This is a genomic window from Kitasatospora sp. NPDC001547, from assembly GCF_042894165.1.
Lineage (GTDB): Bacteria > Actinomycetota > Actinomycetes > Streptomycetales > Streptomycetaceae > Kitasatospora.
On sequence record NZ_JBIAVL010000005.1, the window covers coordinates 262,489 to 287,219 of the forward strand.

Annotated in this window: 25 protein-coding genes and 1 tRNA gene; 15 read left to right on the top strand and 11 right to left on the bottom strand. The window is 73.4% G+C overall.

All coding sequences use genetic code 11. From position 1 onward, the window contains the following. Positions 1-144: 144 nt before the first annotated feature. On the top strand, positions 145-480 hold the full coding sequence (locus ACFY0X_RS12080; protein WP_387752502.1) for a helix-turn-helix domain-containing protein: 336 nt from the start codon (positions 145-147) through the stop codon (positions 478-480). Positions 481-543: 63 nt separating this feature from the next. Next, complete coding sequence (locus ACFY0X_RS12085; RefSeq protein WP_387752505.1) at positions 544-2,067, top strand: LacI family DNA-binding transcriptional regulator; 1,524 nt, start codon at positions 544-546, stop codon at positions 2,065-2,067. Positions 2,068-2,183: 116 nt separating this feature from the next. Here ACFY0X_RS12085 and ACFY0X_RS12090 read toward each other — a convergent pair. The 5 genes from ACFY0X_RS12090 to ACFY0X_RS12110 all read right to left on the bottom strand — a co-directional run bounded on the left by ACFY0X_RS12090 (position 2,184) and on the right by ACFY0X_RS12110 (position 6,006). Next, a tRNA-Pro gene (locus ACFY0X_RS12090) sits at positions 2,184-2,257 on the bottom strand. 100 nt (positions 2,258-2,357) lie between these two features. Continuing rightward, the gene (locus ACFY0X_RS12095) at positions 2,358-3,302 is read right to left on the bottom strand and encodes a metallophosphoesterase (protein ID WP_387752508.1); all 945 of its coding nucleotides are present in this window, start codon (positions 3,300-3,302) and stop codon (positions 2,358-2,360) included. Next, on the bottom strand, positions 3,302-4,060 hold the full coding sequence (locus ACFY0X_RS12100; RefSeq protein WP_387752511.1) for a CGNR zinc finger domain-containing protein: 759 nt from the start codon (positions 4,058-4,060) through the stop codon (positions 3,302-3,304). The genes ACFY0X_RS12095 and ACFY0X_RS12100 overlap by 1 nt, the downstream gene beginning before the upstream one ends. Before the next feature lie 146 nt (positions 4,061-4,206). Further along, positions 4,207-5,493: a helix-turn-helix domain-containing protein gene (locus ACFY0X_RS12105; RefSeq protein WP_387752513.1), complete on the bottom strand. Its 1,287-nt coding sequence runs from the start codon at positions 5,491-5,493 to the stop codon at positions 4,207-4,209. A gap of 279 nt (positions 5,494-5,772) precedes the next feature. Further along, positions 5,773-6,006 (bottom strand): hypothetical protein, encoded by a 234-nt coding sequence (locus ACFY0X_RS12110; protein ID WP_387752516.1) that lies wholly within the window; start codon positions 6,004-6,006, stop codon positions 5,773-5,775. A 228-nt stretch (positions 6,007-6,234) separates the two neighbouring features. Between ACFY0X_RS12110 and ACFY0X_RS12115 the strand changes: the two genes are divergently transcribed. Further along, the gene (locus ACFY0X_RS12115; protein ID WP_387752519.1) at positions 6,235-6,687 is read left to right on the top strand and encodes a GatB/YqeY domain-containing protein; all 453 of its coding nucleotides are present in this window, start codon (positions 6,235-6,237) and stop codon (positions 6,685-6,687) included. 164 nt (positions 6,688-6,851) lie between these two features. Here the strand turns inward: ACFY0X_RS12115 and ACFY0X_RS12120 are convergent, their stop codons facing one another. Continuing rightward, on the bottom strand, positions 6,852-9,116 hold the full coding sequence (locus ACFY0X_RS12120; RefSeq protein ID WP_387752522.1) for a transglycosylase domain-containing protein: 2,265 nt from the start codon (positions 9,114-9,116) through the stop codon (positions 6,852-6,854). Positions 9,117-9,617: 501 nt separating this feature from the next. On the opposite strand from ACFY0X_RS12120, the gene ACFY0X_RS12125 reads away from it, so the two are divergent. Then, positions 9,618-9,941 carry a WhiB family transcriptional regulator gene (locus tag ACFY0X_RS12125; RefSeq protein WP_030240986.1) on the top strand — a complete coding sequence of 108 codons (324 nt, stop codon included), beginning with the start codon at positions 9,618-9,620 and terminating at the stop codon, positions 9,939-9,941. A gap of 48 nt (positions 9,942-9,989) precedes the next feature. On the opposite strand, the gene ACFY0X_RS12130 is transcribed toward ACFY0X_RS12125, so the two are convergent. Both ACFY0X_RS12130 and ACFY0X_RS12135 read right to left on the bottom strand, forming a co-directional pair. Beyond that, a complete protein-coding gene (locus ACFY0X_RS12130; RefSeq protein WP_387752525.1) occupies positions 9,990-11,279 on the bottom strand; it encodes an ArsA family ATPase in 1,290 nt (429 codons plus the stop codon). Then, complete coding sequence (locus ACFY0X_RS12135) at positions 11,276-12,349, bottom strand: ArsA-related P-loop ATPase (protein ID WP_387752528.1); 1,074 nt, start codon at positions 12,347-12,349, stop codon at positions 11,276-11,278. The genes ACFY0X_RS12130 and ACFY0X_RS12135 overlap by 4 nt, the downstream gene beginning before the upstream one ends. Positions 12,350-12,561: 212 nt before the next feature. On the opposite strand from ACFY0X_RS12135, the gene ACFY0X_RS12140 reads away from it, so the two are divergent. The 5 genes from ACFY0X_RS12140 to ACFY0X_RS12160 all read left to right on the top strand — a co-directional run bounded on the left by ACFY0X_RS12140 (position 12,562) and on the right by ACFY0X_RS12160 (position 15,283). Beyond that, positions 12,562-12,720 carry a DUF4177 domain-containing protein gene (locus ACFY0X_RS12140; protein WP_094743074.1) on the top strand — a complete coding sequence of 53 codons (159 nt, stop codon included), beginning with the start codon at positions 12,562-12,564 and terminating at the stop codon, positions 12,718-12,720. Beyond that, on the top strand, positions 12,717-13,184 hold the full coding sequence (locus ACFY0X_RS12145) for a RidA family protein (RefSeq protein ID WP_387752531.1): 468 nt from the start codon (positions 12,717-12,719) through the stop codon (positions 13,182-13,184). Before ACFY0X_RS12140 ends, ACFY0X_RS12145 begins: the two co-directional genes overlap by 4 nt. A gap of 116 nt (positions 13,185-13,300) precedes the next feature. Beyond that, the gene (locus tag ACFY0X_RS12150) at positions 13,301-14,167 is read left to right on the top strand and encodes an NUDIX hydrolase (protein ID WP_387752533.1); all 867 of its coding nucleotides are present in this window, start codon (positions 13,301-13,303) and stop codon (positions 14,165-14,167) included. Between the two features lie 109 nt (positions 14,168-14,276). Further along, complete coding sequence (locus ACFY0X_RS12155; RefSeq protein WP_387752536.1) at positions 14,277-14,450, top strand: hypothetical protein; 174 nt, start codon at positions 14,277-14,279, stop codon at positions 14,448-14,450. Further along, a complete protein-coding gene (locus tag ACFY0X_RS12160; RefSeq protein WP_387752539.1) occupies positions 14,447-15,283 on the top strand; it encodes an MBL fold metallo-hydrolase in 837 nt (278 codons plus the stop codon). The genes ACFY0X_RS12155 and ACFY0X_RS12160 overlap by 4 nt, the downstream gene beginning before the upstream one ends. Before the next feature lie 68 nt (positions 15,284-15,351). Here ACFY0X_RS12160 and ACFY0X_RS12165 read toward each other — a convergent pair whose 3' ends face one another. Further along, positions 15,352-16,026 carry a Crp/Fnr family transcriptional regulator gene (locus ACFY0X_RS12165; RefSeq protein WP_030288117.1) on the bottom strand — a complete coding sequence of 225 codons (675 nt, stop codon included), beginning with the start codon at positions 16,024-16,026 and terminating at the stop codon, positions 15,352-15,354. Positions 16,027-16,215: 189 nt separating this feature from the next. Beyond that, the gene (locus ACFY0X_RS12170) at positions 16,216-17,223 is read right to left on the bottom strand and encodes a DUF5937 family protein (RefSeq protein WP_387752542.1); all 1,008 of its coding nucleotides are present in this window, start codon (positions 17,221-17,223) and stop codon (positions 16,216-16,218) included. A 133-nt stretch (positions 17,224-17,356) separates the two neighbouring features. Here ACFY0X_RS12170 and ACFY0X_RS12175 point away from each other — a divergent pair, with 133 nt between their 5' ends. After that, entirely contained in the window at positions 17,357-18,190 is an 834-nt protein-coding gene (locus tag ACFY0X_RS12175; protein ID WP_387752544.1) for an isocitrate lyase/phosphoenolpyruvate mutase family protein, read from the top strand. A gap of 41 nt (positions 18,191-18,231) precedes the next feature. On the opposite strand, the gene ACFY0X_RS12180 is transcribed toward ACFY0X_RS12175, so the two are convergent. Further along, positions 18,232-19,020, bottom strand: coding sequence for an alpha/beta fold hydrolase (locus ACFY0X_RS12180; protein WP_387752547.1), 789 nt, complete (start codon positions 19,018-19,020; stop codon positions 18,232-18,234). A gap of 141 nt (positions 19,021-19,161) precedes the next feature. On the opposite strand from ACFY0X_RS12180, the gene ACFY0X_RS12185 reads away from it, so the two are divergent. From ACFY0X_RS12185 to ACFY0X_RS12205, 5 genes are all read left to right on the top strand, one after another. Next, positions 19,162-20,784, top strand: a complete 1,623-nt coding sequence (locus tag ACFY0X_RS12185; protein WP_387752550.1) for an FUSC family protein — start codon at positions 19,162-19,164, stop codon at positions 20,782-20,784. 41 nt (positions 20,785-20,825) lie between these two features. Beyond that, on the top strand, positions 20,826-21,326 hold the full coding sequence (locus ACFY0X_RS12190) for a MarR family winged helix-turn-helix transcriptional regulator (RefSeq protein WP_387752553.1): 501 nt from the start codon (positions 20,826-20,828) through the stop codon (positions 21,324-21,326). Between the two features lie 368 nt (positions 21,327-21,694). Further along, positions 21,695-22,573: an endonuclease III gene (gene nth, locus ACFY0X_RS12195; protein WP_387752555.1), complete on the top strand. Its 879-nt coding sequence runs from the start codon at positions 21,695-21,697 to the stop codon at positions 22,571-22,573. Positions 22,574-22,614: 41 nt separating this feature from the next. Beyond that, positions 22,615-23,343: an NUDIX hydrolase gene (locus ACFY0X_RS12200; protein WP_387752557.1), complete on the top strand. Its 729-nt coding sequence runs from the start codon at positions 22,615-22,617 to the stop codon at positions 23,341-23,343. A gap of 46 nt (positions 23,344-23,389) precedes the next feature. Beyond that, on the top strand, positions 23,390-24,577 hold the full coding sequence (locus ACFY0X_RS12205; protein WP_387752560.1) for a MarP family serine protease: 1,188 nt from the start codon (positions 23,390-23,392) through the stop codon (positions 24,575-24,577). The last annotated feature ends 154 nt before the right edge of the window (positions 24,578-24,731 follow it).

Consider the following 24,731-nt stretch of genomic DNA (forward strand, 5'->3'; position numbering starts at 1 on the left):
GGGAGCGGCACCAATCCGCTACCGCTACCAAAACCGCTACCAAAAACATGCCCCTGACCAGGGAGGTAGCGGCAGTAGCGGCAGTAGCGGATCCCAGAGAAGGAAGGGGCCCAGCCCCGTCAAGGTCTATCCGGAGGACTTCGCATGCCCAAGGACCAGGGAGCGCTGCCGCCGCTCTACCGCCCGGCCGACATCGCCAAGGCCATCGGCATGTCCGAGTGGTGGGTGAAGGAGCAGGCCCGTCGTGGGCGCATCCCCTTCACCAAGCCGGGACGCGCCTACCGCTTCACGGCCGAGCAGGTCGCCGAGATTGTTCACATGTACGAGGTGCGGCCGGCCGCCATGGCCGCGCCGCAGACCAGGGTCGCCGTCGCGGTCCTGAAGAAGTCGGCCCGCGACCCGCAGCCGACCCGAGCGGGTGCCCGGCTCCGGGCGCGGGTGCCGCGCAGGGCGGCGCTCCACCAGCAGGACGCTGCCTGATCACAGCCCACACGCCCCGCCCGGTGCCGCCACCGGGCGGGGCCCTGTCGTAGAGAGAGCACATTGGGATACGGCGAGAACCGTGGCGACTACTGGCGCGCCCGGTACAAAATCGCGCCCGGCATCTACGGGACCGTGAAGGACGCCAACGGGAAGACGGTCCGCTTCACGACCAAGCGCGCTGCCGAGAAGGCTGCTGGGATTGCCGAGGACGAGGTCGTCAAAGCGGCGGCTCGGCCGCCGGCCGCTCCGGAGCCTGAGCGAATGACGTTCGGCGAGTACGCGAGTGGCTGGTACGAGGGCCAGGACCTTGCCGCCTCCACGATGCAGAACTACCGCCGTCACATCGAGGAGCACCTGCTCCCGGAGTTCGAGGACGCCCTGATCGACGAGATCAGCACGAGCGACGTCGACGCCTGGGAGCGCAAGGAACGCGAGCGCGGTTACGCAGCCAGCAGTATCAAGACGTGGCGCGGCACCCTGCACCTGATCCTCGCGGACGCCGTCGACGAGGGACTGCGGGACTCCAACCCGGCGACCCGCCGTCGCGGCCGTGGCAAGCGAGCCGGCCGCTCACGCAACCGGGGCCCCGAGAAGGTGGTGACGACCGCGCTCGGCGTCCTGCTGATCGCCGAGCGGGCGGCGCTGCTCTCGGGCCGCGACGACGAGTTCGTCGCGGTCGTACTCAAGGGCTACACCGGCATGCGGTGGGGTGAAATCGTCGGCCTGGAGCCGGAATTCGTCCGTCCCGCCGCCGTCCGGGTGGAGTGGCAGTTGTATGAGCTGGACTCCGGGGAGTTCCACCGCTGCCCGCCCAAGGACGACTCCTACCGGACGATCGACGCCCCTCCCTTCCTCTCCGGCCTGCTCGCCGGGCAGGTGGTCCGCGCGGGTACGAAGCCGTGCGAGTGCCACGGTCTGCGGTACCTCTTCAGCGGACACGGCGCTGCCAACGGGGCGGCCCGCCGTCCTGGCGCGAAGCTGGTGGACGTGGCCCGAGCGGCTGGCGTCTCCACCGGCACCGTCTCCAACGTCCTGAACCGCCCGCACTCGGTAGCCCTCGACACCCGGTTCCGGGTGGAGAAGGCAATCGCCGATCTCGGCTTTGTTCGGTTCTGGTCGTCGGGCGAGAACGCCGCGCACTGGCGTCGGAACGGGTTCGCGACGTGGCTGTTCCACCCGGCGTCCACCGGCTGGTACCCGAAGAAGGCGCCGGAGGAGGCCAGGCCGGTGCCGCTGCTCGCCGAGCCGTGGCCCGGTATCCCAGCTCGCGGTCGGGGCGCCGCCAGCCGGTCCGAGGCGTGCTGGCTGCCGATCGCGCGCGGCCTCACGCCGCACGGGCTGCGGCACTTCCACAAGACGATGATGGACGAGCTGCGGACGCCGGCGAAGCTCAAGGACGAGCGGATGGGGCACGAGGACGGCTCCGTCCAGGCCCGCTACTCCCACGTCACGCCGGAGATGCGCCGGGACCTCATGGAGGGGCTGACCAGGGTGTGGCTCGCGTCACTCGAAGCGCGTCGGCGGATGGCGCCCGGCTCGCCCGTGGCGGTACTCGACACCCTGCTGAAAGAGCTTCAGCAGTAGGCCCGGGGAGAGGGTTTCCCGACGATTTTCTCCCAGAATTCTCCCGAGAGCCCTGGGAGAACCAGTCAGGGCCGATCTCCCTTGCGGGAGACCGGCCCTGAGCTGGTCTTACTGGGTCGGGGTGGCGGGATTTGAACCCACGGCCTCTTCGTCCCGAACGAAGCGCGCTACCAAGCTGCGCCACACCCCGGTCTTTCTGTTTGTCGCTCCGTCTCCTTCGCGACGAGTAGAACTCTACCGGACGCTCGCCGAGACACGAAATCCGGTTTCGAGCGGGCGTCCGGTGGGGGTCAGCGGGGGGCCGGGGTGAGGGTGAGGAGGGTGGCCTCGGGCGGGCAGGCGAAGCGGACGGGGGTGTAGCGGTTGGTGCCGCAGCCGGCCGAGACGTGGAGGTAGGAGCGGTGGCCGCCGGCGGTGTGGGTGGAGAGGCCCTTGACCCGGCGGGTGTCGATGTCGCAGTTGGTGACCAGGGCGCCGTAGAAGGGGATGCAGAGCTGGCCGCCGTGGGTGTGGCCGGCCAGGATCAGCGGGTAGCGGTCGGCGGTGAAGGCGTCGAGGACGCGCAGGTAGGGCGCGTGGACCACGGCGAGGGAGAGGTCGGCGTCGGCGGAGGGGCCGCCGGTGACCTCGCTGTAGCGGTCGCGGCGGATGTGCGGGTCGTCGAGGCCGGTGAACTCCAGGTCGAGCCCGTTCACGGTGAGCCGGCCGCGGGTGTTGGTGAGGTCGAGCCAGCCGGCCCCGTCGAAGCCGTCGCGGAGCTTCTCCCAGGGGTTGTGGACGGCGCCGGTGATGCCGCGGCGGGCGGTGCCGTCGGGGTTGTTCATGCCGTGGGCGCCGCTGCGCATGGCCTGGAGGTAGCGCGCCGGGTTCTTGCGGGCCGGGCCGTAGTAGTCGTTGGAGCCGAAGACGTAGACGCCCGGGAACTCCATGAGCGGCTCGAGCGCGTCGAGGGTGGCCGGGACGCCGAGCGGGTCGGAGAGGTTGTCGCCGGTGTTGACCACCAGGTCGGGGCGCAGGCCGGCCAGGCTCTTCAGCCAGCGCTGCTTCTTGCCCTGCCCGCTCACCATGTGGATGTCGGACACCTGGAGGACCCGGATCGGGCGGGCGCCGCGCGGGAGGACGGGGACCTCGATCCGGCGGAGGCGGAAGGCCCGGACCTCGTACCCGACGGAGTAGGCGAGACAGGCGGCGCCGGCGGCGGCGATGCCGAGGGGAACGGAGTACAGCGGTCGCATCAGCCCATGCTCTCAGACGGTGGATCAGCCGGCGCACGCCCGGAGTCGGCGGGGAGAGCGGCGGGAAGGACAGTGGGGAGGACGGCCTGGAGGGCGGTGGCCGGGGAGGGCTCCTCGGACTCGCGGCGGGCGCGCAGGGCGCGGACCTTGTGGCGGTTGCCGCAGCGCTCCATCGAGCACCAGCGCCGCCGGCCGGGCCGCGAGGTGTCGACGAAGATCAGCTGGCAGTCGTGGGCACCGCACTCCCGGACCCGGTCCGCGTACGGGCCGGTGAGCAGGGCGATGGCGTCCCGGGCGAGGGTGGAGGCCAGCTGCGCGCCGTCGGCGGGCAGCGGGGCGGTCGCGGCGCCGTCCGGGGCGATCCTGGGGACCATCGGCGGGTGCTCGGCGGTCCGGTTGAGGACGGCGTAGTCCCCGGGTTCGCCCGGCGTGCCGTGGGCGCGGGCGGCGGCGAGGCGCCACAGCGCGTCGCGCAGGGTGCGGGTGGCGGCGAGTTCGGCGGGGGAGACCCGGACGGCGTCGGCGGGCAGCCGCAGCCGGGACAGCGGGAGCCAGGCGGCGAGGTCGGCGGGCCGGTGCAGCACCTCGTACCGGGCGTAGGGGCCGGGGCCGCCGGTGGTGAGCAGTTCCAGGCAGAGGGCGCCGGGATCGAAGTGGAAGCTCCCGCCCGTGGCCGTGGTGAGGACCAGCCCGGGCGGGGTGCTCCGGTCGGCGGTGTCGGCTGCGTTCCGGGTGGCTGGGTCGGCTCCGTCGGTCATACGGCCCAGGATAGGCGTAACCGGGAAGAGGGGTTACGGGAGCGGGGGGCCCATCGGCCCCGACGCCGACGCCGGCGCACAGCACCCCGCCACTCCCGCCGGGCCAGGAGCTGGGACTCCGGGCCCGGCGGGGTGGCGGGCCGGCCTCACGCCGGAATGGCGTTGACGTACTCGCGCATCATCCGGGGGACCCGGTACGCGTAGTGGTGGCCGCGCTTCACCTGGACGACGGAGAGGTCGACCAGCTCGGCCAGGACGTCGAGGTTGCGGGAGCTCTCCCGGCCGCCGTCGACCGGCTCCCGCCGGACGTCCTCGATGGAGAATTCCTCGGGGAACCGGGAGAGCCGTCTGAGCGCCCGGCGCTGCCGCTCGTCGAGCAGCCCGTACGCCCAGGCGAGGCTGCGGTGCAGCGAGCGGTGGTGGGAGAGCCCGCCGACCTCCTCCTGGCCGAGGATCGGCAGCACCCGGTACTCCTCCATCAGGACGTGCAGGGGCACCGAGCGCATCCGGACGGCGGCGTTCTCGATCGCGAGCGCCAGACCGCCGAGCCGCCGGCAGAGCTCGACCACCTGGGGCATCTGGTCGCCGAGGTCCAGCGTCGGGACGACCGAGTGCACCCGGCGGCAGAACAGCTCGGCGGCGGGCGGGCAGCCGTACGGGCCGTCCGGGTGGTCGACCGACAGCGGCGAGACCTCCCACAGGTCGGCGGGCACCCCGGCGGGTGCCCGCAGCGAGGTGATCACGATGTGGAGCGCCGGGTGCCGGGCCAGCAGCGCCCTGACCAGCCGGGCCACCGTGTCGATGACGTGTTCGGCGTTGTCGACGACCAGCAGCATCTGCAGCTCGGGGTTGGTCCGCGGGTCGCGGTCGAAGCCCTGGAAGAGCGCGTCGAGCGCGCGCTGGGTCTGGGCCGCGGCGGCTGCCGGGTCGACGCCCTCGGGGGTGACCGAGCCGAGCTCCAGGACCACGACGCCGTCCCGGAAGCGGTCCAGCAGGTGGGCGGCCGAGTCCAGCGCCAGGCGGGTCTTGCCGACCCCGGCCGGCCCGGTGAGCACCAGCGGACGGCCCGGACGCAGGGCGGTCACGACGTGCAGCAGGTCGGCCTGGCGCCCGACGGTGATGTCCGTCTTGGGGCGGAGCCCCTGCCACCGCGCGTTGTCCGGGAGTTCGGAGACGTGGGCCGGCGCTCCGGGCCCCGGCCGGGCGGGCAGCGGTCCGGCCGGGGCGCCCGACCGGACGGTCTGGGAGAGCAGGGCGTCGTCCCGGCCGGTCGCCGCGGAGAACAGCGCGCCCACCAGCAGTTCCACGGAACTGCGCCGCGGATTCTTGATGGCCCCGGTTTCCAGATTGCGAATGGTGCGGACGCTGACCGTGGAGTGCTCGGCTAATTGCTCCTGGCTCCAGCCGACCATCTTCCGTTGGGTTACCAACATCGAGCGAAGCTGATTGTTGTCCATTCCCCCGCGCTTCCTGCTGTCGTGAGCAGAATAAAAGTCAGAACTCAACGCGCCGTGCTGCGGCGTGCAATCACTCGGAAAACGATCACTGCTGGGCCGGGCGGTCGGGCAGCCGGGTGGAGCGCGGCCCCGAGTGCTCGTGCCGGCATGGGGCACACAGTGCCCGGGCCGCAGGGTGTCAGGGCTGCAGGGGGCCTGGGCGGCAGTGTGTCAATGCCGTGGAATAATGAATCAGGGACGTGGTGACGGTTTGTCTCAGTTGTTCATGGCGGTCTTCGAGGGCGGTCCGGCGATGATTCGAGGCGATTCGGCGGTGAGGTGATCGCCGCCATCGGACTGCTCAAGCGACGCGCGAACGAGTGTACTACGCCGATTATTTTCGGCGAAGCGGTCACAACGTTCGATTTGCCCCTTCAGGACCGGCAACTTCGCTCCGGGGCAGGCAATTTTCGGCATTTCGGCCGAGATTGTGCGAGCGTTGTCGGCCACCTTGGCCGGATCCCTTCGCTCGTTCCCGGCCTGGATCGTCGATTGTTCACGGACTCGACCACCGCCCGTTCCCGGTCCGGATCGCCGCGGCCCGGCGCACCGTCGGCGGGCGGCTGGTGACGGCGCGTCGGGATTGTCGGGGGATACTCGTTCAACTGCGGAAACCCCGGTGGACGCCCGCGGGAAACCTGGTTGAGCCCACCCACAGCCGAAGGATAAGAAGAGGAAATGACAACGCTCAAGGAGCAACTGCAGGAAGACCTCACGGCTGCCATCAGGGACCGGGACGAGCTGCGCTCGTCCACCATCCGGCTCACGCTGGCCGCCGTCACCAGCGAGGAGGTGGCGGGCAAGCAGAAGCGCGAGCTGTCCGACGCCGACGTGCTGAAGGTGATCGGCCGCGAGGCGAAGAAGCGCCGGGAGGCCGCCGAGGCCTTCGGCACCGCCGGTCGGACGGAGCAGGCGGCCCGGGAGCTGGCGGAGGGCGAGGTGCTGGCGACCTACCTGCCCAAGCAGCTCTCCGACGAGGAGCTGGCCGCGATCGTGGCGGACGCCGTGGCCGAGAGCGGCGCGAGCGGCCCGCAGGCGATGGGCGCCGTCATGAAGCTGGTGAAGCCCAAGGTCGACGGCCTGGCCGAGGGCAGCCGGGTCGCCGCCGCCGTGAAGGCCGCCCTGGCCTGACCGGGGCCGGGGTGCCGGGGTACCGGAGTGCCGCTGGGCGGCGCCCGGCCGCCCGGTGCCGGCTCCGCGAGCCCCGGTGACACGCCGAAGGGGCGCCCTCCGCACTGGAGGGCGCCCCTTCGGATGTTCCTGGCCGGTGCACCTGACCCGGCCCGGGAGCCGCGTCAGCCGTTCCCGTTGCCGCCGCCGTGCCGGCCGCCGTTCCCGTTGCCGGGGAGGGGCGGGAAGGTGAACCCGCCGGGGAAGCCGCCGGGCAGCCCGCCGGGCAGACCGCCGACCTGGCCGGGGTTGCCGCCGGGCTGCGGCGGCGGGGGGTTGCCACCGGGCGGCGGGGTGTTCGGGTCGGCGGCCGGCGGGGTGGCGCCCGCGGGGGGAGTGGCCGGCAGCGGGTCCGGGATGTTCGCGGTCTGGATCGGCTCCAGCGGCGTGCCCTTGAGCGCCTGGTTCATCGCCAGCGCCCAGATCGGGCCGGGGCCGGTCGCGCCGAACACGTCGTCGAAGTGCTTGCCGCCGATGTTGATGTTCTTCATCTTGACGCCGCCGGCCGGGCCGCCGAGCCAGACCGCGGTGGCCAGCGACGGGGTGTAGCCGCTGAACCAGGCGGCCTTCTTCTCGTCGGTGGTACCGGTCTTGCCGGCGATCTTGCGGCCGTCGTCCATGGTCAGGGCGGCGGCGGTGCCCTTCTCCGTCACGTTCAGCAGGACGGCGTTGAGCGAGTCCGCGGTGCTGTCGGAGAAGGCCTGGCTGCACTGGGCCTGCGGGACCTGGACGTCCTTGCCGTCCACCGTGGTGATCTTGTTGATCGCGAGCGGGGTGCAGTACTTGCCGCGGGCGGCGAAGGTCGCGTAGACGTTCGCCATGGTCAGCGGGGAGAGCTCCAGGGTGCCGAGGACCATCGAGGGCACCTCCTGGAAGGCGTCGCCCTTGGCGGACTGGGTGATGCCCAGCTTGTTCGCCATCTGCTTCATCGCGCAGAGGCCGACCTGCTGCTCCATCTGCACGAAGTAGGTGTTGATCGAGCGGGCCATCGCCTCCTTCAGCTGGTACGGCCCGACCTCGCTGTCCTGCTCGTTCTTCACCGTGGCCTTGGGCTTCTCGGTGTTCTTCCAGGTGCCCGAGCAGGTGGACATCTGGGGGTACTCGATCTTGTTCTCGGACGGGAACGCCTGGGTGTTCGACATCCCCGACTCCAGCGCCGCCGCGGCCAGGATCGGCTTGAAGGTCGAACCGGTCTGGAAGCCGTTGCCGCCGCCCATCGCGGCGTCCACGTTGAGGTTGACGACGGTCTGGTTCTTGTTCGGGTCCAGGCCGTACGGGCGGGTCTGGGCCATCGCGAGGATCTTGCCGGTGCCCGGCTCCATCATGGTCGCGGCCGCCGACACCTGGTCGGTCACGTTGACCTTGGTGGTGACGGCGTTCTGCGCGGCGGCCTGCTTGTCCGGGTCCAGCGTGGTGTAGATGTTCAGGCCGCCGGTGTTCCAGAGCTTCTTGCGCTCGTCGGAGCTCTTGCCGAAGGCCGGGTCCTGCTTGACCACGTGGCGCACGTAGTCGCAGAAGAAGCCCATGCCGGCCTGGGCGGTGATGCAGCCGTTCTGCGGGTCCTTGTACTTCAGGCCCAGCGGGGCGGCCTTCGCCTCCTTCGCCTGGTCGGCGGTGATGTGCTTGTTCTCCAGCATCTTGTCGATCACGACGTTGCGGCGCTTGACCGTGTTCTCGGGGTAGCGCACCGGGTCGTAGGACGACGGGTTCTGCACCATGCCGGCCAGGGTGGCGGCCTCGGCGATGGTCAGGTCCTTGTTGCTCTTGCTGAAGTAGCGCTGGGAGGCGGCCTCCACCCCGTACGCCTGGTGGCCGTAGAAGGTGATGTTGAGGTAGTTGGTGAGGATCTGGTCCTTGGACAGGTCCTCCTCCAGCTTGATGGCGACCTTGAGCTCCTGGATCTTGCGGCCCAGGGTCTTGCGCTGGGCCTCCAGGACGGCCGCCTGGTCGTCGCCGGCCTTCTCCACGTTGACGTTCTTCACGTACTGCTGGGTCAGCGTCGAGGCGCCCTGGGAGGCGGTGCCGCTCTCCGCGTTCTTGCTGACCGCGCGGAGGATGCCCTTGAGGTCGACGGCGCCGTGCTCGTAGAAGCGCGCGTCCTCGATGTCCACCTGGGCGTGCCGCATGAACGGCGACATCTGATCGGCGGTCAGGACGGTGCGGTCGCGCTCGTAGACCTTGGCGATCAGCCCGCCCTTGGCGTCGAAGATCTGGGTCGCCTGGGTGAGCGGCGGCGTCTTGAAGTCGTCGGAGATGTTGTCGAAGCTCTCCGCCGTGTCCTTGGCCGTCAGCCCGATGGCGCCGACGGCGGGCAGGGCGAGCCCAGCCAGCAGGACTCCGGACAGCACGCTGACACCCAGGAACTTCACGCCGTTGCCGGCGTGCTCCAACGGTGATCCGCCGGTCCTGCCGCGCGGAGCTCCGGTGTTGCCTGGGGCCTGGGATGCCTGTGGGCGCTTCGGTGCCATGAGGAGAACCCTACGTCGCGGATTCCCGCACACGGCGGCAGGTGTTCGCCTAGGCTTGTCACAAGCTTGCGACAGCTTCGGTGCGTCAACATCATTCACTCTTGTGGGCGAGGAGACTTGCCCGGATTGTCCGCCGATGACCGGGTTTTGAGGCAGCTGTGGCCTGCTGTACCCGTGTGACTGGTTACGCTACGTGACGACACCTGTGGCGAGAGTGCCGGTTCCGCTTTTGGCAAGGTGTGCCACCTGCGATCACTCCAACGAGTGAGCTGATCGATACCCATAGTCCAATCGGGTCATTCGAGATTGAGCCCGAAGGGGCTGTTGCAAGCTGTCGTTCTTCCGTAACGTCCTCAACTGGCAACGGTGAATATGCCGTTGCCGCCGTGGGGGAGCCTCGATATGGGAGAGGACGGCGCCGGCATGGGCTGGGTAGACGACTGGAGTGCGCAGGCCGCCTGCCGCACGAGTGATCCGGACGAACTGTTCGTCCAGGGGGCGGCACAGAACCGGGCGAAGGCGGTGTGCAGCGGCTGCCCCGTCCGGACGGAGTGCCTCGCGGACGCCCTGGACAACCGGGTGGAGTTCGGGGTCTGGGGCGGGATGACGGAGCGCGAGCGCCGGGCGCTGCTGCGCCGCCGCCCGACGGTCATCTCGTGGCGGCGGCTGCTGGAGACGGCGCGCACCGAGTACGAGGAGTCCCTCGCGACCGGCGTGATACTGACGGACTACGCCCAGGCGGGCTGAGCCCGGCCGCACCGCGGCGGTCCGGGCCGGTCGGCCCCAGGGTGCGGGCTACGCCGCGCCGTTGAGCCGGTCCCCGATGGCCCGCAGTCCGTCCAGGTCGTGCACGTCGCCCGGCAGCGCCGGCACCTCCACGATCGGCACGTCCGGGTACACCGAGACGAAGCGGTCGCGGGTACGGCGTTCGCGCCCCATGATCTGCATCCGCTCGGCGTGCAGCCGGAGCAGCCCGGCCGCGAGCTGTTCCGCCTCGGGCGAGGCGTGCTCCGAACCGTTCTCCTCCAGGGCCTCGGCGGCCGCCAGCGCCCGCTCCGCGGTGAGCTGCGGCGCGCCCGTACCGTGCACCCGGTTGAGCACCAGCCCGGCCAGCGGCATCCGGTCCGCGGCCAGCCGGTCGACGAAGTACGCCGCCTCCCGCAGCGCGTCCCGCTCCGGCGCGGCCACCACCAGGAACGCCGTGCCCGGCGCCTTGAGCAGCTGGTACGTGCGGTCCGCGCGCTCCCGGAAGCCGCCGAACATCGAGTCCATCGCGCTGACGAAGGTCTGCACGTCGGTGAGCAGCTGGGCGCCGAAGATCTTGCCCAGGGTGCCGGTGAGCAGGCCCATCCCGACGTTCAGGAAGCGCATCGCGCTGCGTCCGCCGACCTTGGCCGGGGCGGTGAGGATCCGGATCACCCGGCCGTCCAGGAAGGATCCGAGCCGGTTGGGCGCGTCCAGGAAGTCCAGCGCCGAGCGGGACGGCGGGGTGTCGACGACGATCAGGTCCCACTCCTCGGCGGCCCGCAGCTGCCCGAGCTTCTCCATCGCCATGTACTCCTGCGTGCCCGCGAAGCCGGCCGACAGGGACTGGTAGAAGGGGTTCTCCATGATCGCCCGGGCCCGTTCGGGCTCGGCGTGGGCCAGCACGACCTCGTCGAAGGTCCGCTTCATGTCCAGCATCATGGCCTGGAGTTCGCCGGTGCCGGTGACCCCCTTGACCACCCGGGGGGTGTTGTCGAGCTCGGTCAGGCCCATCGACTGGGCGAGCCGGCGGGCCGGGTCGATGGTCAGCACCACGACCTTGCGGCCGCGTTCGGCCGCCCGCAGGCCGAGGGCCGCGGCGGTGGTGGTCTTGCCGACGCCGCCGGAGCCGCAGCAGACGATGATCCTGGTCTTCGGGTCGTCGATCAGCCCGTCCACCGCGAGCCGCCGCCCGGTGCTCCGGACCCCGTTTCCGACCGCGCCGTTTCCGACCGCGCCGTGGCCGGTCGTGCGGCCGGAGGTCGGGCCCTGGCCGGTCGTGCCGCCGGAGGTCGCGCCGGGGCCGGCCGGGCCCTTGGAGGTCTTGCCGTCGGTGGTCATGCCGCCCCCTGCCGCTTCAGTTCGCCCGCCAGCCGGTACAGCCCGCCGAGGTCCACGCCCTCGCCCAGCAGCGGCAGTTCGTACGTCGGGAGCCGCAGCTGCTGGATGTCGGCGCGCTGCGCGCGCTCCAGCTCGACCCGCTCGGCGTGCTCCCTGGCCTGCTCCAGCAGCGGGTCGAGCAGCGGCTCCACCGCCGCCCGGACCTTCTCCGCGGCCCGGGTTCGGCCGCCGAGCCCGGCCTCCCCGAGCGCCCGGGCGACCTCCTCCCGGTGGTCCCCGTCCACCGCGGCCACCGCCGCCGCGTCCAGCAGCGGCGGCCGGACCATGTTGACCATCACCCCGCCCACCGGGAGCTTCGCCTCGCGCAGCTCCTCGATGCCGTCGACCGTCTCCTGCACCGGCATCTCCTCCAGCAGGGTGACCAGGTGCACCGCGGTCTCCGGCGACTTCAGCACCCGCATCACGGCCTGCGCCTGGGTGTGTATCGGGCCGATCCGGGCCAGCCCGGCGACCTCGGCGTTGACGTTCAGGAAGCGGGTCAGCCGCCCGGTCGGCGGGGCGTCCATCACCACCGCGTCGTAGCGCCGCCGGCCGTCCGGGTCCTTGCGCCTGGTCGCCTCGCAGGCCTTGCCGGTGAGCAGGACGTCCCGCACGCCGGGGGCGATGGTGGTGGCGAAGTCGACGAAGCCGACCTTCTGGAGCGCCTTCCCGGCCCGGCCGAGCTTGTAGAACATCTCCAGGTACTCCAGCAGCGCCAGCTCGGTGTCGATCGCCAGCGCGAAGACCTCGCCGGGCCCGCCCGGCCCGGCGGGCAGCGCCAGCTGGGCGCGCGAGACCGAGGCGATCCGGCGCTCCTCGTACGGGAGCGCGGCGATCCCGAACAGCTCGGCGACGCCCTGCCGGCCCTCGACCTCGATCAGCAGCACCCGTCCGCCGTCGGCGGCGAGCGCCAGGGCCAGCGCGGCGGCCAGCGTGGTCTTCCCGGTGCCGCCCTTGCCGCTGACCACGTGCAGCCGGACGCCCTCCCAGTCGGGGTCGCGCCGGGCCGTCTGGCCGGGGGTGCGTGCCACGCTCCGTCTCCGTCCGTCTCCGTCCTACGGGCGTCCCCTCCTGACGAGGGTGCCCCTCCTCAGGGTGCCCTCTCGCGAGGGTAACCAGGGAGCGCACCGGATGCCCGGAGCACCTGGGCCGTCAGGCCCGATCATGCCCTGTTTGTGCCCCACCTCACACACCCCGGGGTCGGCGGCGCCGATCGTCGCGACGGCTCGTCTAGAGTCTGGCCATGACCAAGTGGGAATACATGACGGCGCCCCTGCTGGTGCACGCCACCAAGCAGATCCTGGACAACTTCGGCGAGGACGGCTGGGAGCTCGTCCAGGTCGTGCCCGGCCCCAACCCGGAGCAGCTGGTGGCCTACTTCAAGCGGGAGAAGAACGCATGAGCAAGGTCGAGGAGAAGCTCGCCGAGCTGGGTCTGACCCTGCCGCCGGTGGCCGCCCCGGTCGCCGCCTACGTCCCGGCCCTGCGGACCGGCGACCTCGTGTTCACCTCCGGCCAGCTCCCGGTGGTGGGCGGCAAGCTGCCGACCACCGGCAAGGTCGGCGCCGAGGTCTCCCCGGAGGAGGCCAAGGAGCTCGCGCAGATCTGCGCGCTGAACGCCCTGGCCGCCGTGAAGTCGGCGATCGGCGACCTCGACCAGGTCGAGCAGGTCGTCAAGGTCGTCGGCTTCGTCGCCGCCGCCCCCGACTTCATCGGTGTCCCGGCCGTCGTGAACGGTGCCAGCGAGCTGCTCGGCGCGGTGCTGGGCGACGCGGGCAAGCACGCCCGCAGCGCCGTCGGCGTCGCGGTGCTGCCGCTGGACGCCCCGGTCGAGGTCGAGATCCTGGTGAAGGTCAAGTCCGCCTGAGCATGACCGCGGCGGCGGGGCCGGAGGTCCTCCGGTCCCGCCCCGGTGTTGCCGGAGGGTGTCCGATCGATCCGTGAGCCTGGCGGGAATCGTCGGCCACGCCCTAGCATCCGGGCATGGACCATCGAGCGACGACGCTCCCGATGCCGCCCGGTTGGCCCGCCCGGATCCGGGCGGTCGAATCCGGCGCGGTGACCCCGCCGGTGCCCAGGCCCGCCGCCACCGTCGTGCTGCTGCGCGACGCCGCCGACGGGCCGGAGGCCTACCTGCTGCGCAGACGCACCTCGATGGCCTTCGCGGCCGGGATGTACGCCTACCCCGGCGGCGGGGTGGACCCGCGGGACGCCGAGGTCGAGCCGGGCTGGGCCGGGCCGGCGCCCGAGGAGTGGGCGCGGCGGCTCGGGGTGGACGCGCGGACGGCGCGGGCGGTGGTCTGCGCGGCCGTCCGCGAGACCTTCGAGGAGGCCGGCGTGCTGCTGGCCGGCCCGGACGCCGAGAGCGTCGTCGCGCCGCGCGACTGGTCCGCCGAGCGGGCCGCGCTGGAGGCGCACGAGCTGTCCTTCGCCGAGTTCCTCCGGGACCACGGCCTGGTGCTGCGCAGCGACCTGCTGGGCGGCTGGGCCCGCTGGATCACCCCGGAGTTCGAGGAACGGCGCTACGACACCTGGTTCTTCGTCGCCGTGCTGCCGGCCGGCCAGCGCGCCGCCCTGGAGGTCGGCGAGGCCGACCGGGTCGCCTGGCTGACCCCGGCCGAGGCGGTGCGGGGCCACCGGGAGGGCCGGTTCGGCATGCTGCCGCCGACCGTGACGGTGCTTCGCGAGCTGTCCTCGGCCCGGACCGCCGCCGAGGCCCTGGCCGCGGCCGCCGACCGTAGGCTGACACCGGTCCTGGGCCGGGCCGAGGTCCGCGGGGACCGGCTGACGGTCCGCTGGCCCGGCTACGAGGAGCTGACGATCGACGGGGAGTTCCCCGAGGGGCCCTGACCGTTGCTCCCTTTCGGGACCACCCGTACGAGCCACACGATCCGCACCACCCGCCCCACCCGCACGAGACGACCTTCCCGTACCGCCGCAGAGAAAGGACCGACGCCCGATGACCCACAACGACGTGGCTCGCCGGACGGCGCCCCGGATGCCCGCCCGCCGCGTGATCCCCCGTGACCCCGCCTGCGAGAGCCAGGTCCCGTTCGTCGAGGTGGCGCAGCGCGCCCTCGTCCGGGCGCTGCCGCTGCGGGCCCTGCACCGAGACGTGGGAGGCGGCCGGTGAGCGGACTCCTGCCGGGCGACCCCGCCGCCGCCGTCGGCGGCGAGGCCACCCCTCGGGCGCTGTGCGTGCTGGCACCGAACCCGTCGCCGATGACGCTGGACGGCACCAACACCTGGCTGCTCTCCGAGCCGGGCTCGGACCTCGCGGTGGTGATCGACCCGGGCCCGCTGCACGAGGGCCACCTGCGCCGGGTGATCGATCTCGCGCAGGAGCGGGGCAAGCGGATCGCGCTGACCCTGCTCACCCACGGCCACGCCGACCACTCCGAGGGCGCGGCCCGCTTCGCCGAGCTGACCGGCACCGAGGTACGGGCCCTGGACCCGGCGCACCGGCTGGGCTCCGAGGGCCTGGTCGGCGGCCAGCGCCTCGACGTCGGCGGACTGGACCTGCGGGTGGTGGCCACCCCGGGGCACACCTCGGACTCGCTGACCTTCCACCTGCCGGACGACGGCGCGGTGCTCACCGGCGACACCGTGCTCGGCCGCGGCACCACGATGGTCGCGCACCCCGACGGCCGGCTCGGCGACTACCTGGACTCGCTGCGCCGGCTGCACACCATGGCCTCCCACCAGGGCGTGCGGACCGTGCTGCCCGGCCACGGCCCGGTGCTCGCGGACGCGCTCGGCGCCGTCGACTACTACCTGGCCCACCGGGCCGCCCGGCTCGCCCAGGTGGAGACCGCGGTCGAGGCGGGCTGCCAGACGGCGTCCGACGTGGTGGCCCGGGTCTACGCCGACGTGGACCGGGCGCTCTGGCCGGCCGCCGAGCTGTCGGTGCGGGCCCAGCTGGACTACCTGGAGGAGCACGGGCTGATCCCGGGCGCCGAGGACTGACCGGGGAGACCGGGGGAGACGCGGAAGGGCCCGTCCGATCCGGACGGGCCCTTCCGCGTGCGCGGGCGTCAGCGCGAGCGGCGCGACAGCCGCTCGACGTCCAGCAGGACCACGGCGCGGGCCTCCAGCTTCAGCCAGCCGCGGCCGGCGAAGTCGGCGAGCGCCTTGTTGACCGTCTCGCGGGAGGCGCCGACCAGCTGGGCCAGCTCCTCCTGGGTGAGGTCGTGGGCGACGTGGATGCCCTCCTCGGACTGCACGCCGAACCGGCGGGAGAGGTCCAGCAGGGCCTTGGCGACGCGGCCGGGCACGTCGGAGAAGACCAGGTCGGACATCACGTCGTTGGTGCGGCGCAGTCGGCGGGCGATGGCCCGGAGCAGCGCGATGGAGACCTCGGGGCGGGCGTGCAGCCAGGGCTGGAGGTCGCCGTGGCCGAGGCCGAGCAGCTTGACCTCGGTCAGCGCGCTGGCGGTCGCGGTGCGCGGGCCCGGGTCGAACAGCGACAGCTCGCCGATCATCTCGCTGGGGCCGAGCACGGCGAGCATGTTCTCGCGGCCGTCCGGGGAGGCGCGGTGCAGCTTGACCTTGCCCTCCGCCACGACGTACAGGCGGTCGCCCGGGTCGCCCTCGTGGAACAGCGACTCACCACGGGCGAGGGTGACCTCGGTCATGGAAGCGCGCAGCTCGCCGGCCTGTTCGTCGTCGAGTGCCGCGAAGAGTGCGGCGCGCCGCAGAACGTCGTCCACGTGCTTCCTCCTTCTCGGCCGTACGGCGGGTGGGCCGTCCGGCGCAAGTTCCGTTCAGTGTTCTGCGTCACCAAGCATGGCGCATGTCGCTCCGATCATATGAGGAGGGGGTGTGCCGAGGTGTGCCGTGCGGGGCCATTCGTACCGGACGGTCACCGGGCGGGCCCGGCGACGGGAGCCCGCGGGCGGTCATCGGTGGAACGCCTGTCCGTCCTGCTCGAACAGGGAATCGCCCACCGCCGTACGGGCGTACAGGACGGCGTGCCCGGCGCGGTGGGCGCTGGTCAGACCCGCGGTGCGCAGGGCGGTGAGGTGCTGCGACACGCCGGCCGCGGACAGTCCGGTGCGGCGGGCCAGCTCGGTGGTCGAGGCCGGGGCGTCCAGCTCGGCCAGCAGCCGGGCGCGGGAGCGGCCGAGGACGCCGGCCAGCGCCTCGGCGCGGTCCGTCGGGTCCGGCCGCCGCTCCCACAGCGTCGCCGCGCCGCGCGCCGGGTAGCTCAGCTGCGGCGGGTCGGGCGGCAGCACCCGGGTCAGCACCCGCGGCCAGGCGAAGGCCGAGGGCACGAGCAGCAGCCCGGCCCCGGCGTTCAGCCGGGTGACCGCGCAGTGCCGCCGCTCCAGCCGCAGCGCGGCGCCGTCCCAGCGGACCGTCCCGTGCAGCTCGTCCAGCATCCGCGCGGTGCCGTGCTCGGCGGCCTGCCGGGAGCGGTGGAAGACGTCCGCCGCGAGCAGCGCGCGGATCCGGGCCCAGTACGGGGCGAGCGCCCGCTCCCAGTACACCTCGATCTCGGCGGCCAGCCCGGGCAGTTGCCCGGCCGGGTCCCGGTGCAGCGGCTCCAGGACGGCGGGCAGCCGGCCGCCCGCCTCGGCGGCCAGGATGTCGAGGTCGGCCCGGACCTGCCCGGGGGAGGTGGCGTTGATCGCGGCCAGCTCCTCGGCGAGGGAGGGGGAGAAGCCGACCGGGGCGGGGTTGAGGAAGTCCGGCAGGTGGCCGTCGGGCGGTACCAGGGCGGCCAGCCGTTCCGTCACCGGCCCGGCGGCGTTCCGCTCGCGGACCTGCCCGGCCCAGCGGCGGTACAGCGCCGGGACGGGCGAGTGGGCGAGGGCGCGCAGGCTGGTCACCACCTCCTGCATCGGGGAGACGGCGAACCGGGTCAGCGCCAAGTCGTTGGCGGAGAAGTGCAGTTCGGTGCGCATGCGGGCCCCTCCCCGGTGGGGGCGGGGCCCCTGGCTGCCAGGATTCGGCCCCAGCTTAATCACTGGTCGGGGCCGTCGGCCGGGCCGCAGGATGCCCGTGACCCCACCGATCCGTACGAAAGCCGGTGCCTCCATGTCCACCACGCCTGCCATCTCCGTCACCCGCGGCCGGGCGCTGCGGCTGCGCGAGCTGATCGCGGACGGCGTGCTCGTCCTGCCCAACGCCTGGGACGCGGGCAGCGCCGCGGTGATCGCCTCGGCCGGCGCCCGGGCGGTCGCCACCACCAGCGGCGGCGTCTCCTGGTCGCTCGGGCACGGCGACGGCCAGCGGCTCGACCGGGCGGCGGCGGTCGAGGCGGCCCGGCGGATCGCCGCGGCGGTGGACCTGCCGGTCACCGTGGACGCCGAGGGCGGCTACGGGCCGGGGCCCGCCGACGTGGCGCGGACGGTGGCGGCCCTGGTCGACGCCGGTGCGGCGGGCGTCAACCTGGAGGACTCGGCGGCCGTCGGCGGACCGCTCTTCCCGGTGGCCGAGCAGGCCGAGCGGCTGCGCGCGGCCCGTACCGCGGCGGCGGACGCCGGGCTGCCCGAGCTGGTGGTCAACGCCCGCACCGACGTCTTCCTGTTCGGGCTGGGCGGGCTCGACGACGTGCTGGCCCGGGCCGAGGCCTACGCCGGGGCGGGCGCCGACGGCCTGTTCGTGCCCGGGCTGCTGGACCTCGACGCCCTCGCCGACCTGTGCGCCCGCTCCCCGCTGCCGGTCAACGCGATGGCCGTCGCGGGCGGACCGGGCGTCGCCGAGCTCGCCGCCGCGGGGGTGCGGCGAGTCAGCGTCGGCACCGGGCTCGCCCAGCTCGCGTACACCGCGGCCCGCCGCGCGGCCGCCGAACTGCTCGGCGCCGGAACGCTGACGGAGTTCGACGGGTCGCTCGGCTTCGGGGAGCTGAACGGCCTGTACCGAGGCTGACGGGCCGTCCTCGAACGCGCGTCCGCGGGGTGACGCGGGCGTCAGGCGTAGAACTTCAGCAGCTCCGGCGCCAGCACCTCGGGCGCCACCTCGTGGGTCTGGCCCTCCAGGGTCCGGTACTCGGCGCCCGGCAGGGCCGCCGCCACCGCGCGGGCCGGGGCACGCAGTTGCTCCGGGCTGGCGCCGCCGTCCAGGACCAGGACCGGCAGGTCGAGCGCGGCCAGCAGGCCGGCCGGGACGGCCGCGCCGGTCTCGACCGCGAGCGCCGCCGCGTCGTACGCCAGCGTCGGCGCGACCGTCTCGAACAGCGGCCACACCGGGGCGCCGCGCATGCCGTCCACCATCTCCGCCGGCATCCCGACGTAGCCCATGAAGGCCGCGACGGCGTCCCCGCGGCGTCCCTCGGCGAGCGTCGCCGTCAGTTCGTCGACGTACCGGCCGAAGCGCTCGCGCTGCTCCTCCCCGGTGCTGAACGGCGGCTCGTAGACGGCGAGCCGGGTGATGCCGATGTCCGCGGCGGCGGCCCGCAGGGCGAGCGCGGCGCCCGAGGAGAGGGCGAGGACGCGAGCCGAACCGCCCGCCGCCGCGATGACGGCGGCCAGGTCCTCGATCTCGCGCTCCACCGCGAACGGGGCGGTGTCCCCACTGGTGCCGCGCCCGCGCCGGTCGTACGTCCACACGGTGTGGTGGCCCGCCAGCTGCTCGGCGATCGCGGCGCCCGGCCCGAAGCCGCGGTGGCACATCGCGCCGTCGACCAGCACGACCGCCGGGCCGGAGCCGGTGACGGAGCAGGCGAGGACGGTGCCGTCGGTGGAGACCACGGGGTTCATGGGGTTTTCCTTCTGGCGTACGGGTCGGTCATGGAGGTAGACCGGGGTGCGCCGCGGAACTCATCGCTCCGGCCGGGACTTTTTCCGGCGGTCCGGCCGAGCATATATTTCACGGATAAATTATCTGCTAACCTTTTTTGCATGGTCACAACCGCCCAGTTCCGTCAGGCACTTCGGGTCGGTCCGGCCGGGGACGGCTGGCACAAGCCCGCGCTCAGCGCCGTGGTCACCCTCGGCGCGCTCAACCTCGCCCTGCTCGGCCTCGGCCGGCTCGACCTCGCCCTCTACACCTCGGCCGGTGGCCTCGGCGCGCTGTACGGGCACGGGCTGCCGTACCGGGCCCGGGCCCGGATGCTGGCCGGCGTGCTGCTCGGCACCGTGCTCAGCACCGGCGCCGCCCTCACCGCCGCCGCGCTGACCCGCGACGCCGTCGTCCTGGTCGCGGTGGCCGCGGTGCTCGCCGCCCTGCACAGACTGCTCTGTGACGCGGCCCGGGTCGGCCCGCCCGGCAGTCTGATCATCACCTTCACCTCCGCCAGCTGCGCCTTCGTCCCGCAGCGGATGTCCGACGTCCCCCCGCACCTGGCGCTCACCGCGCTCGGCGCCGTACTGGCCTGGCTGGTCTGCATGGCCCCGGCCGTGGCGCGCCCGTACGGGCCGGAGCGGATCGCCACCGCCCGCGCCCTGGAAGCCGCCGCCAGGCTGCTGCGGACCGGGCCCGGCCGGCCGGACGCCGTAGCCCGTACCGCCCTGGTCGGCGCGGTCGAGGCGGCCTGGCAGAGCCTCGCGCTCTCCGCCCCCGCCCGGCGGCGCGTCCTCGGCGACGCGCCCGAGCGGCTGCTGGTGCGGGCGGAGACCGCGCTGGCCGACTCGGCCCGGCCCGAGGACGCCGCGCGGTACCTCGGCTGGGCCCGCGACCTCCGGCGCGGCCGCCGGCTGCCGTCGCCCGACCTCACCGAGGCGGAGGCGGCCGAACCGGCCGCCCGCCGTCCCGGCCCCCGGCCGCCGCTGCGCCGGGCACTGCGGCCCGGCTCGGCACTGCTGCCGATCGCCCTGCGGGTCGCGGTCGGCTGTGCCGCCGCCGGGTGGCTCTCGCTGGCGCTCGGCGTCGGCCGGCCGTACTGGGCGATCGTCACCGCGGCCTCGGTGTTCCAGGCCAACAGCACGCTGTCCTGGCAGCGCGCGCTGCAGCGGGTGCTGGGCAACCTGCTCGGCCTGCTGCTGTTCACCGCCGCGCTGCCGGTCGCGCACTCGGGCCCGGTGGCGCTGATCGGGCTCGGGCTGGTCTGCCAGTTCGGCGCGGAGGCGACGATCGCCCGCAGCTACTGGCTGGCGACGGTCTTCGTCACCCCGCTGGCACTGCTGATGACGGAGTTCGCCGGCCCGCAGCGGGCCGGGGTGCTGATCGGCGAACGCTGGCTGGACACCTGCGTCGGCGCGGTCACCGGCCTCGCGGCCTGCCTGCTGGTCACCAACCGCCGCACCGCCGCCCGGCTGACCCGTGCCCTGGCCGGAGCCGAGGCCGCCGGCCACCGGGCGCTGGCCGCCGTCGCCGCCGCGAACGCTCCGGAGGCCCACGCCGCCCGCACCGGCCTCGCAACCGCCCTGCTGGAGCTGCGCGAGGCCACCGACACCGCCGCCGGCGAGTGGCGCCGCCCCGCCCTCCCGCACCAGCGCGCCACCGCCACCGAGCAGCAGGCCCACCTGCTGCTGGCCGCCCTGCTGGAACGCCGTACCCACGGGGCCCTGCCGGACACGCCCTAGGATTCAGACGACCGGCAGGCCGCAGAACGGGAGCAGCACGCGTGGAGGACGTCGTCGCAGGTGTGCTGCGCCAGTGGGAGCGGGCCTACCCGGGGCTGGACACCGGCCCGATCGCCGTCCTCGGCCGGATCAACCGCTGCGCCGCACTGCTCCAGCAGACCCCCGACCCGCTCACCCGGGCCGGCCTCACCCGTGCGGAGTTCGACATCCTCGGCGCCCTGCGCCGCCTCGACCGCGAACTGACCCCCACCCAGCTGGCTCGGGAGAGCTTCGCCTCGGGCGCCGCCGTCACCAAGCGCCTGCGGCTGCTGGAGGAGCGCGGCCTGGTCAGCCGGCGCACCGACGACCGGGACCGCCGGGTCGCCCACCTCGCGCTCACCGAGGAGGGCCGGACTCTGGTGGACGGCCTGATCCAGGAACTCGTCACCTACGACCGGGCCCTGCTGGCCGGCCTCACCCCCGCCGAGCAGGACCGCCTCGCCGAGTCCCTCAGCGGCCTGCTGAACAGCCTCGAGGGAACGATCGGCCGCACCCTGGGCTGAGCCGCCGGCCGGTGGCACGGCACCGGGAACGCCGCTCCGACGGAGAACCGTGCTCTTGACGTCATCGCGAGCCTCGCTCCGGGCGGATCGGCCGGAATTCCGTTCGTTGGCGAAGGAAGGCTCCGGCGGACCCCGTTTCGTGCCGTCCACGGACGGAGCCGGGCGAAACGCGCGGCCCGTCAACCCGATGGCGCGGGGCCACCGGAACGGGGCGGAGCCAGGGCAGCCGGCCCATCCCCTCGGCGATCGACCCACCACCTGTCAGGTGACGGCCACGGGCGGAGTTCATCGGACAACAGCCCACGCCAGGGCGGGTTTCCGTGCTTGATCGGCCCCAAGCGGTCCGCCGGTCGGCGTAGCCTTCGTGCATGGCAGAGAGCAAGGTCCGGAAGGCCGCGGCGCAGAGGCCGGTGGCGAAGAAGGCGGCGGCGAGGCCGAGGAAACCGGAATCGCGCCTGGCGATGGTGCGGCGGGCCCGGCGGATCAACCGTGAGCTGGCGGAGCTGTACCCGTACGCGCACCCGGAGCTGGACTTCGAGAACCCGTTCCAGCTGCTGGTGGCCACCGTGCTGTCGGCGCAGACCACCGACCTGCGGGTGAACCAGACCACCCCGGCGCTGTTCGCGAAGTACCCGACGCCGGAGGACATGGCGGCGGCGAACCCGGAGGAGCTGGAGGAGATCATCCGCCCGACCGGCTTCTTCCGGAACAAGGCGAAGTCGCTCCTCGGCCTCTCGGCGGCGCTGCGCGACGAGTTCGGCGGCGAGGTCCCCGGGCGGCTGGCCGACCTGGTGACCCTGCCCGGCGTCGGCCGCAAGACCGCCAACGTCGTCCTCGGCAACGCCTTCGGTGTCCCCGGCATCACCGTGGACACCCACTTCGGGCGGCTGGCCCGGCGGTTCGGCTGGACCACCGAGGAGGACCCGGTGAAGGTCGAGGCGGCCGTCGCCGAGATCTTCCCGAAGTCGGAGTGGACGATGCTCTCGCACCGGGTGGTCTTCCACGGCCGCCGGATCTGCCACTCCCAGCGGCCCGCCTGCGGCGCCTGCCCGATCGCGCCGCTCTGCCCCTCGTACGGCGAGGGGGAGACCGACCCGGAGAAGGCCCGCAAGCTGTTGAAGTACGAGATGGGCGGCCATCCCGGGCAGCGGCTGCGGCCGCCGGCCGACTTCCCCGGTGAGGCGGCCGCCCGAGCGGACGCCGCCGTCCACCACGGCCGGGTCGCGGACCTGGCGGTGGACGCGTGAGCGGGCGGTGGGGGAACCCCGGGCCGGACGCCGGGGGAGTCGTGCGGGGCATCGAGCCGGACGGGCTGCCGTCCTGGCTGCAACCGGTCCGGGAGGCGGCCGAGCGGGTGCTGCCGGAGCAGCTGAGCCGCTTCCTGCCGCCGGTCGAGGGCGGCCGGCCGGCGGCCGTGCTGATGCTCTTCGGCGAGGGGCCGCAGGGGCCGGACCTGCTGCTGATCGAGCGGGCCCGCTCGCTGCGCTCGCACGCCGGGCAGCCGTCCTTCCCGGGCGGGGTGCTGGACCCGGAGGACGGCGATCCGAACGGCCCGGGCCCGATCGCGGCGGCGCTGCGCGAGGCCTGGGAGGAGACCGGTCTGGACCCGGCCGGGGTGCAGGTGTTCGCGGAACTGCCCCGGCTGTTCATCCCGGTCAGCAGCTTCGTGGTGACCCCGGTGCTCGGCTGGTGGCGCGAGGAGACTCCGGTGCGCCCGGTGGACACGGCCGAGACCGGCGCGGTGTTCCGGGTCACCATCGCGGAGCTGGCCGACCCGGCGAACCGGGTGCGGCTGCGCCACCCGTCCGGGCACATCGGGCCGGCCTTCGCGGTCGCCGGGCGGCTGGTCTGGGGCTTCACCGCCGGGGTGATCGACCGGGTGCTGCACCACAGCGGCCTGGAGCTGCCCTGGGACCCGTCCCGGATCGTCGACCTCTCGGACGAGGCGCTGGCGCTGGTCCAGGGGGACCTCGAACACTCCCGGGTGCTGCCGGGCGGCGACGCCGACGCTTCGTGACCGCTCGTCGGCGCGTCCGGCGCGCGGCCCGTGGGAGGGTGTCCGAATGAACGTCCTGGATGTGCTGTTGATCGCCGCGGCCGTGGCATTCGCCGTGTCGGGCTACCGGCAGGGCTTCGTGGTCGGCGTGCTCTCGCTGATCGGCTTCCTCGGCGGCGGCCTGATCGCCGTCGAGCTGCTGCCGCTGCTGCTGCTCGACCACATCGGCCCGGGCACCACGGCCTCGGTGGTGGCCGTCGTGGTGGTGATCGTCCTCGCCGCGGTCGGCCAGGCGATCACCGCCCACTTCGGCTGGAAGCTGCGCGGGCACATCGGTCGCCGCCCCGCCCGGGTGCTGGACGCGAGCGGCGGCGCGGTGGTGAACGTCGTCTCGATGCTGCTGGTGGCCTGGCTGATCGGGTCCGCGCTGGCCGGGGCGTCGCTCCCGACGGTCTCCAAGCAGGTCCGTTCCTCGGCCGTCCTCGGCGGGGTGCAGAACGCGCTGCCCAGCGACGCGCCGAACTGGTTCTCGGACTTCTCCAAGGTGCTCGCTCGCAACGGCTTCCCGCAGGTCTTCAACCCCTTCGAGCACGAGCCGATCACCCAGGTCGACAGCCCCGACCCGGCGCTGGCCGCCAGCCCCGCGGTGGCACGGGCCCGGCAGAGCCTGGTCAAGGTGGTCGGCACGGCGACCTCCTGCGGCAAGACCCTGGAGGGCAGCGGCTTCGTGTTCGCCCCGCACCGGGTGATGACCAACGCCCACGTGGTCGGCGGGGTCAACGAGCCGACCGTGCAGGTCGGCGGCGTCGGCCAGCTGTACGACGCGACGGTGGTCCGCTACGACTGGCAGCGCGACATCGCCGTCCTGGACGTGCCCAAGCTGAACGCGCCCGCCCTGGCCTTCGCGGGCGAGGCGAAGACCAACGACAGCGCGATCGTGGCCGGCTTCCCGGAGAACGGCGCCTTCAACGTCCAGCCGGCCCGCATCCGCGGCCGGATCCAGGCCAACGGCCCGGACATCTACCACCGCGGCCAGGTGGTCCGGGACGTCTACTCGGTGCGCTCGGTGGTCCGCCAGGGCAACAGCGGCGGCCCGCTGCTCACCCCGGACGGCGAGGTGTACGGCGTGGTCTTCGCCAAGTCCCTGGACAGCGCGGACACCGGCTACGTGCTGACCGCGGCCGAGGTGCGCCAGGACGCCGAGCAGGGCGGCGCCGCGACCGCCCGGGTGGACACCCAGGGCTGCGCGCTCTGACCGCGGGGGCCGGGAACGGCGTGGATCACCGTCGTCGGCCTGGCCGCGCTCGGCACCTTCGGGATGAACGGACCAAGGTGCCGGTGCCGATCATGTCGGTGGCGACCTTCGTCCCGCTCTGGTCCACCGCGCTGTAGCCGACGGTCGTGAACTG

Coding starts and splice junctions, on each gene's coding strand:
- ACFY0X_RS12105 (WP_387752513.1), bottom strand. CDS start 5,493: ATGTTGGTAACCCAACGGAAGATGGTCGGCTGGAGCCAGGAGCAATTA.
- ACFY0X_RS12205 (WP_387752560.1), top strand. CDS start 23,390: ATGAACGTCCTGGATGTGCTGTTGATCGCCGCGGCCGTGGCATTCGCC.
- nth (WP_387752555.1), top strand. CDS start 21,695: ATGGCAGAGAGCAAGGTCCGGAAGGCCGCGGCGCAGAGGCCGGTGGCG.
- ACFY0X_RS12095 (WP_387752508.1), bottom strand. CDS start 3,302: ATGCGACCGCTGTACTCCGTTCCCCTCGGCATCGCCGCCGCCGGCGCC.
- ACFY0X_RS12185 (WP_387752550.1), top strand. CDS start 19,162: ATGGTCACAACCGCCCAGTTCCGTCAGGCACTTCGGGTCGGTCCGGCC.
- ACFY0X_RS12080 (WP_387752502.1), top strand. CDS start 145: ATGCCCAAGGACCAGGGAGCGCTGCCGCCGCTCTACCGCCCGGCCGAC.
- ACFY0X_RS12180 (WP_387752547.1), bottom strand. CDS start 19,020: ATGAACCCCGTGGTCTCCACCGACGGCACCGTCCTCGCCTGCTCCGTC.
- ACFY0X_RS12115 (WP_387752519.1), top strand. CDS start 6,235: ATGACAACGCTCAAGGAGCAACTGCAGGAAGACCTCACGGCTGCCATC.
- ACFY0X_RS12155 (WP_387752536.1), top strand. CDS start 14,277: ATGACCCACAACGACGTGGCTCGCCGGACGGCGCCCCGGATGCCCGCC.
- ACFY0X_RS12125 (WP_030240986.1), top strand. CDS start 9,618: ATGGGCTGGGTAGACGACTGGAGTGCGCAGGCCGCCTGCCGCACGAGT.
- ACFY0X_RS12145 (WP_387752531.1), top strand. CDS start 12,717: ATGAGCAAGGTCGAGGAGAAGCTCGCCGAGCTGGGTCTGACCCTGCCG.
- ACFY0X_RS12140 (WP_094743074.1), top strand. CDS start 12,562: ATGACCAAGTGGGAATACATGACGGCGCCCCTGCTGGTGCACGCCACC.
- ACFY0X_RS12175 (WP_387752544.1), top strand. CDS start 17,357: ATGTCCACCACGCCTGCCATCTCCGTCACCCGCGGCCGGGCGCTGCGG.
- ACFY0X_RS12170 (WP_387752542.1), bottom strand. CDS start 17,223: ATGCGCACCGAACTGCACTTCTCCGCCAACGACTTGGCGCTGACCCGG.
- ACFY0X_RS12130 (WP_387752525.1), bottom strand. CDS start 11,279: ATGACCACCGACGGCAAGACCTCCAAGGGCCCGGCCGGCCCCGGCGCG.
- ACFY0X_RS12150 (WP_387752533.1), top strand. CDS start 13,301: ATGGACCATCGAGCGACGACGCTCCCGATGCCGCCCGGTTGGCCCGCC.
- ACFY0X_RS12100 (WP_387752511.1), bottom strand. CDS start 4,060: ATGACCGACGGAGCCGACCCAGCCACCCGGAACGCAGCCGACACCGCC.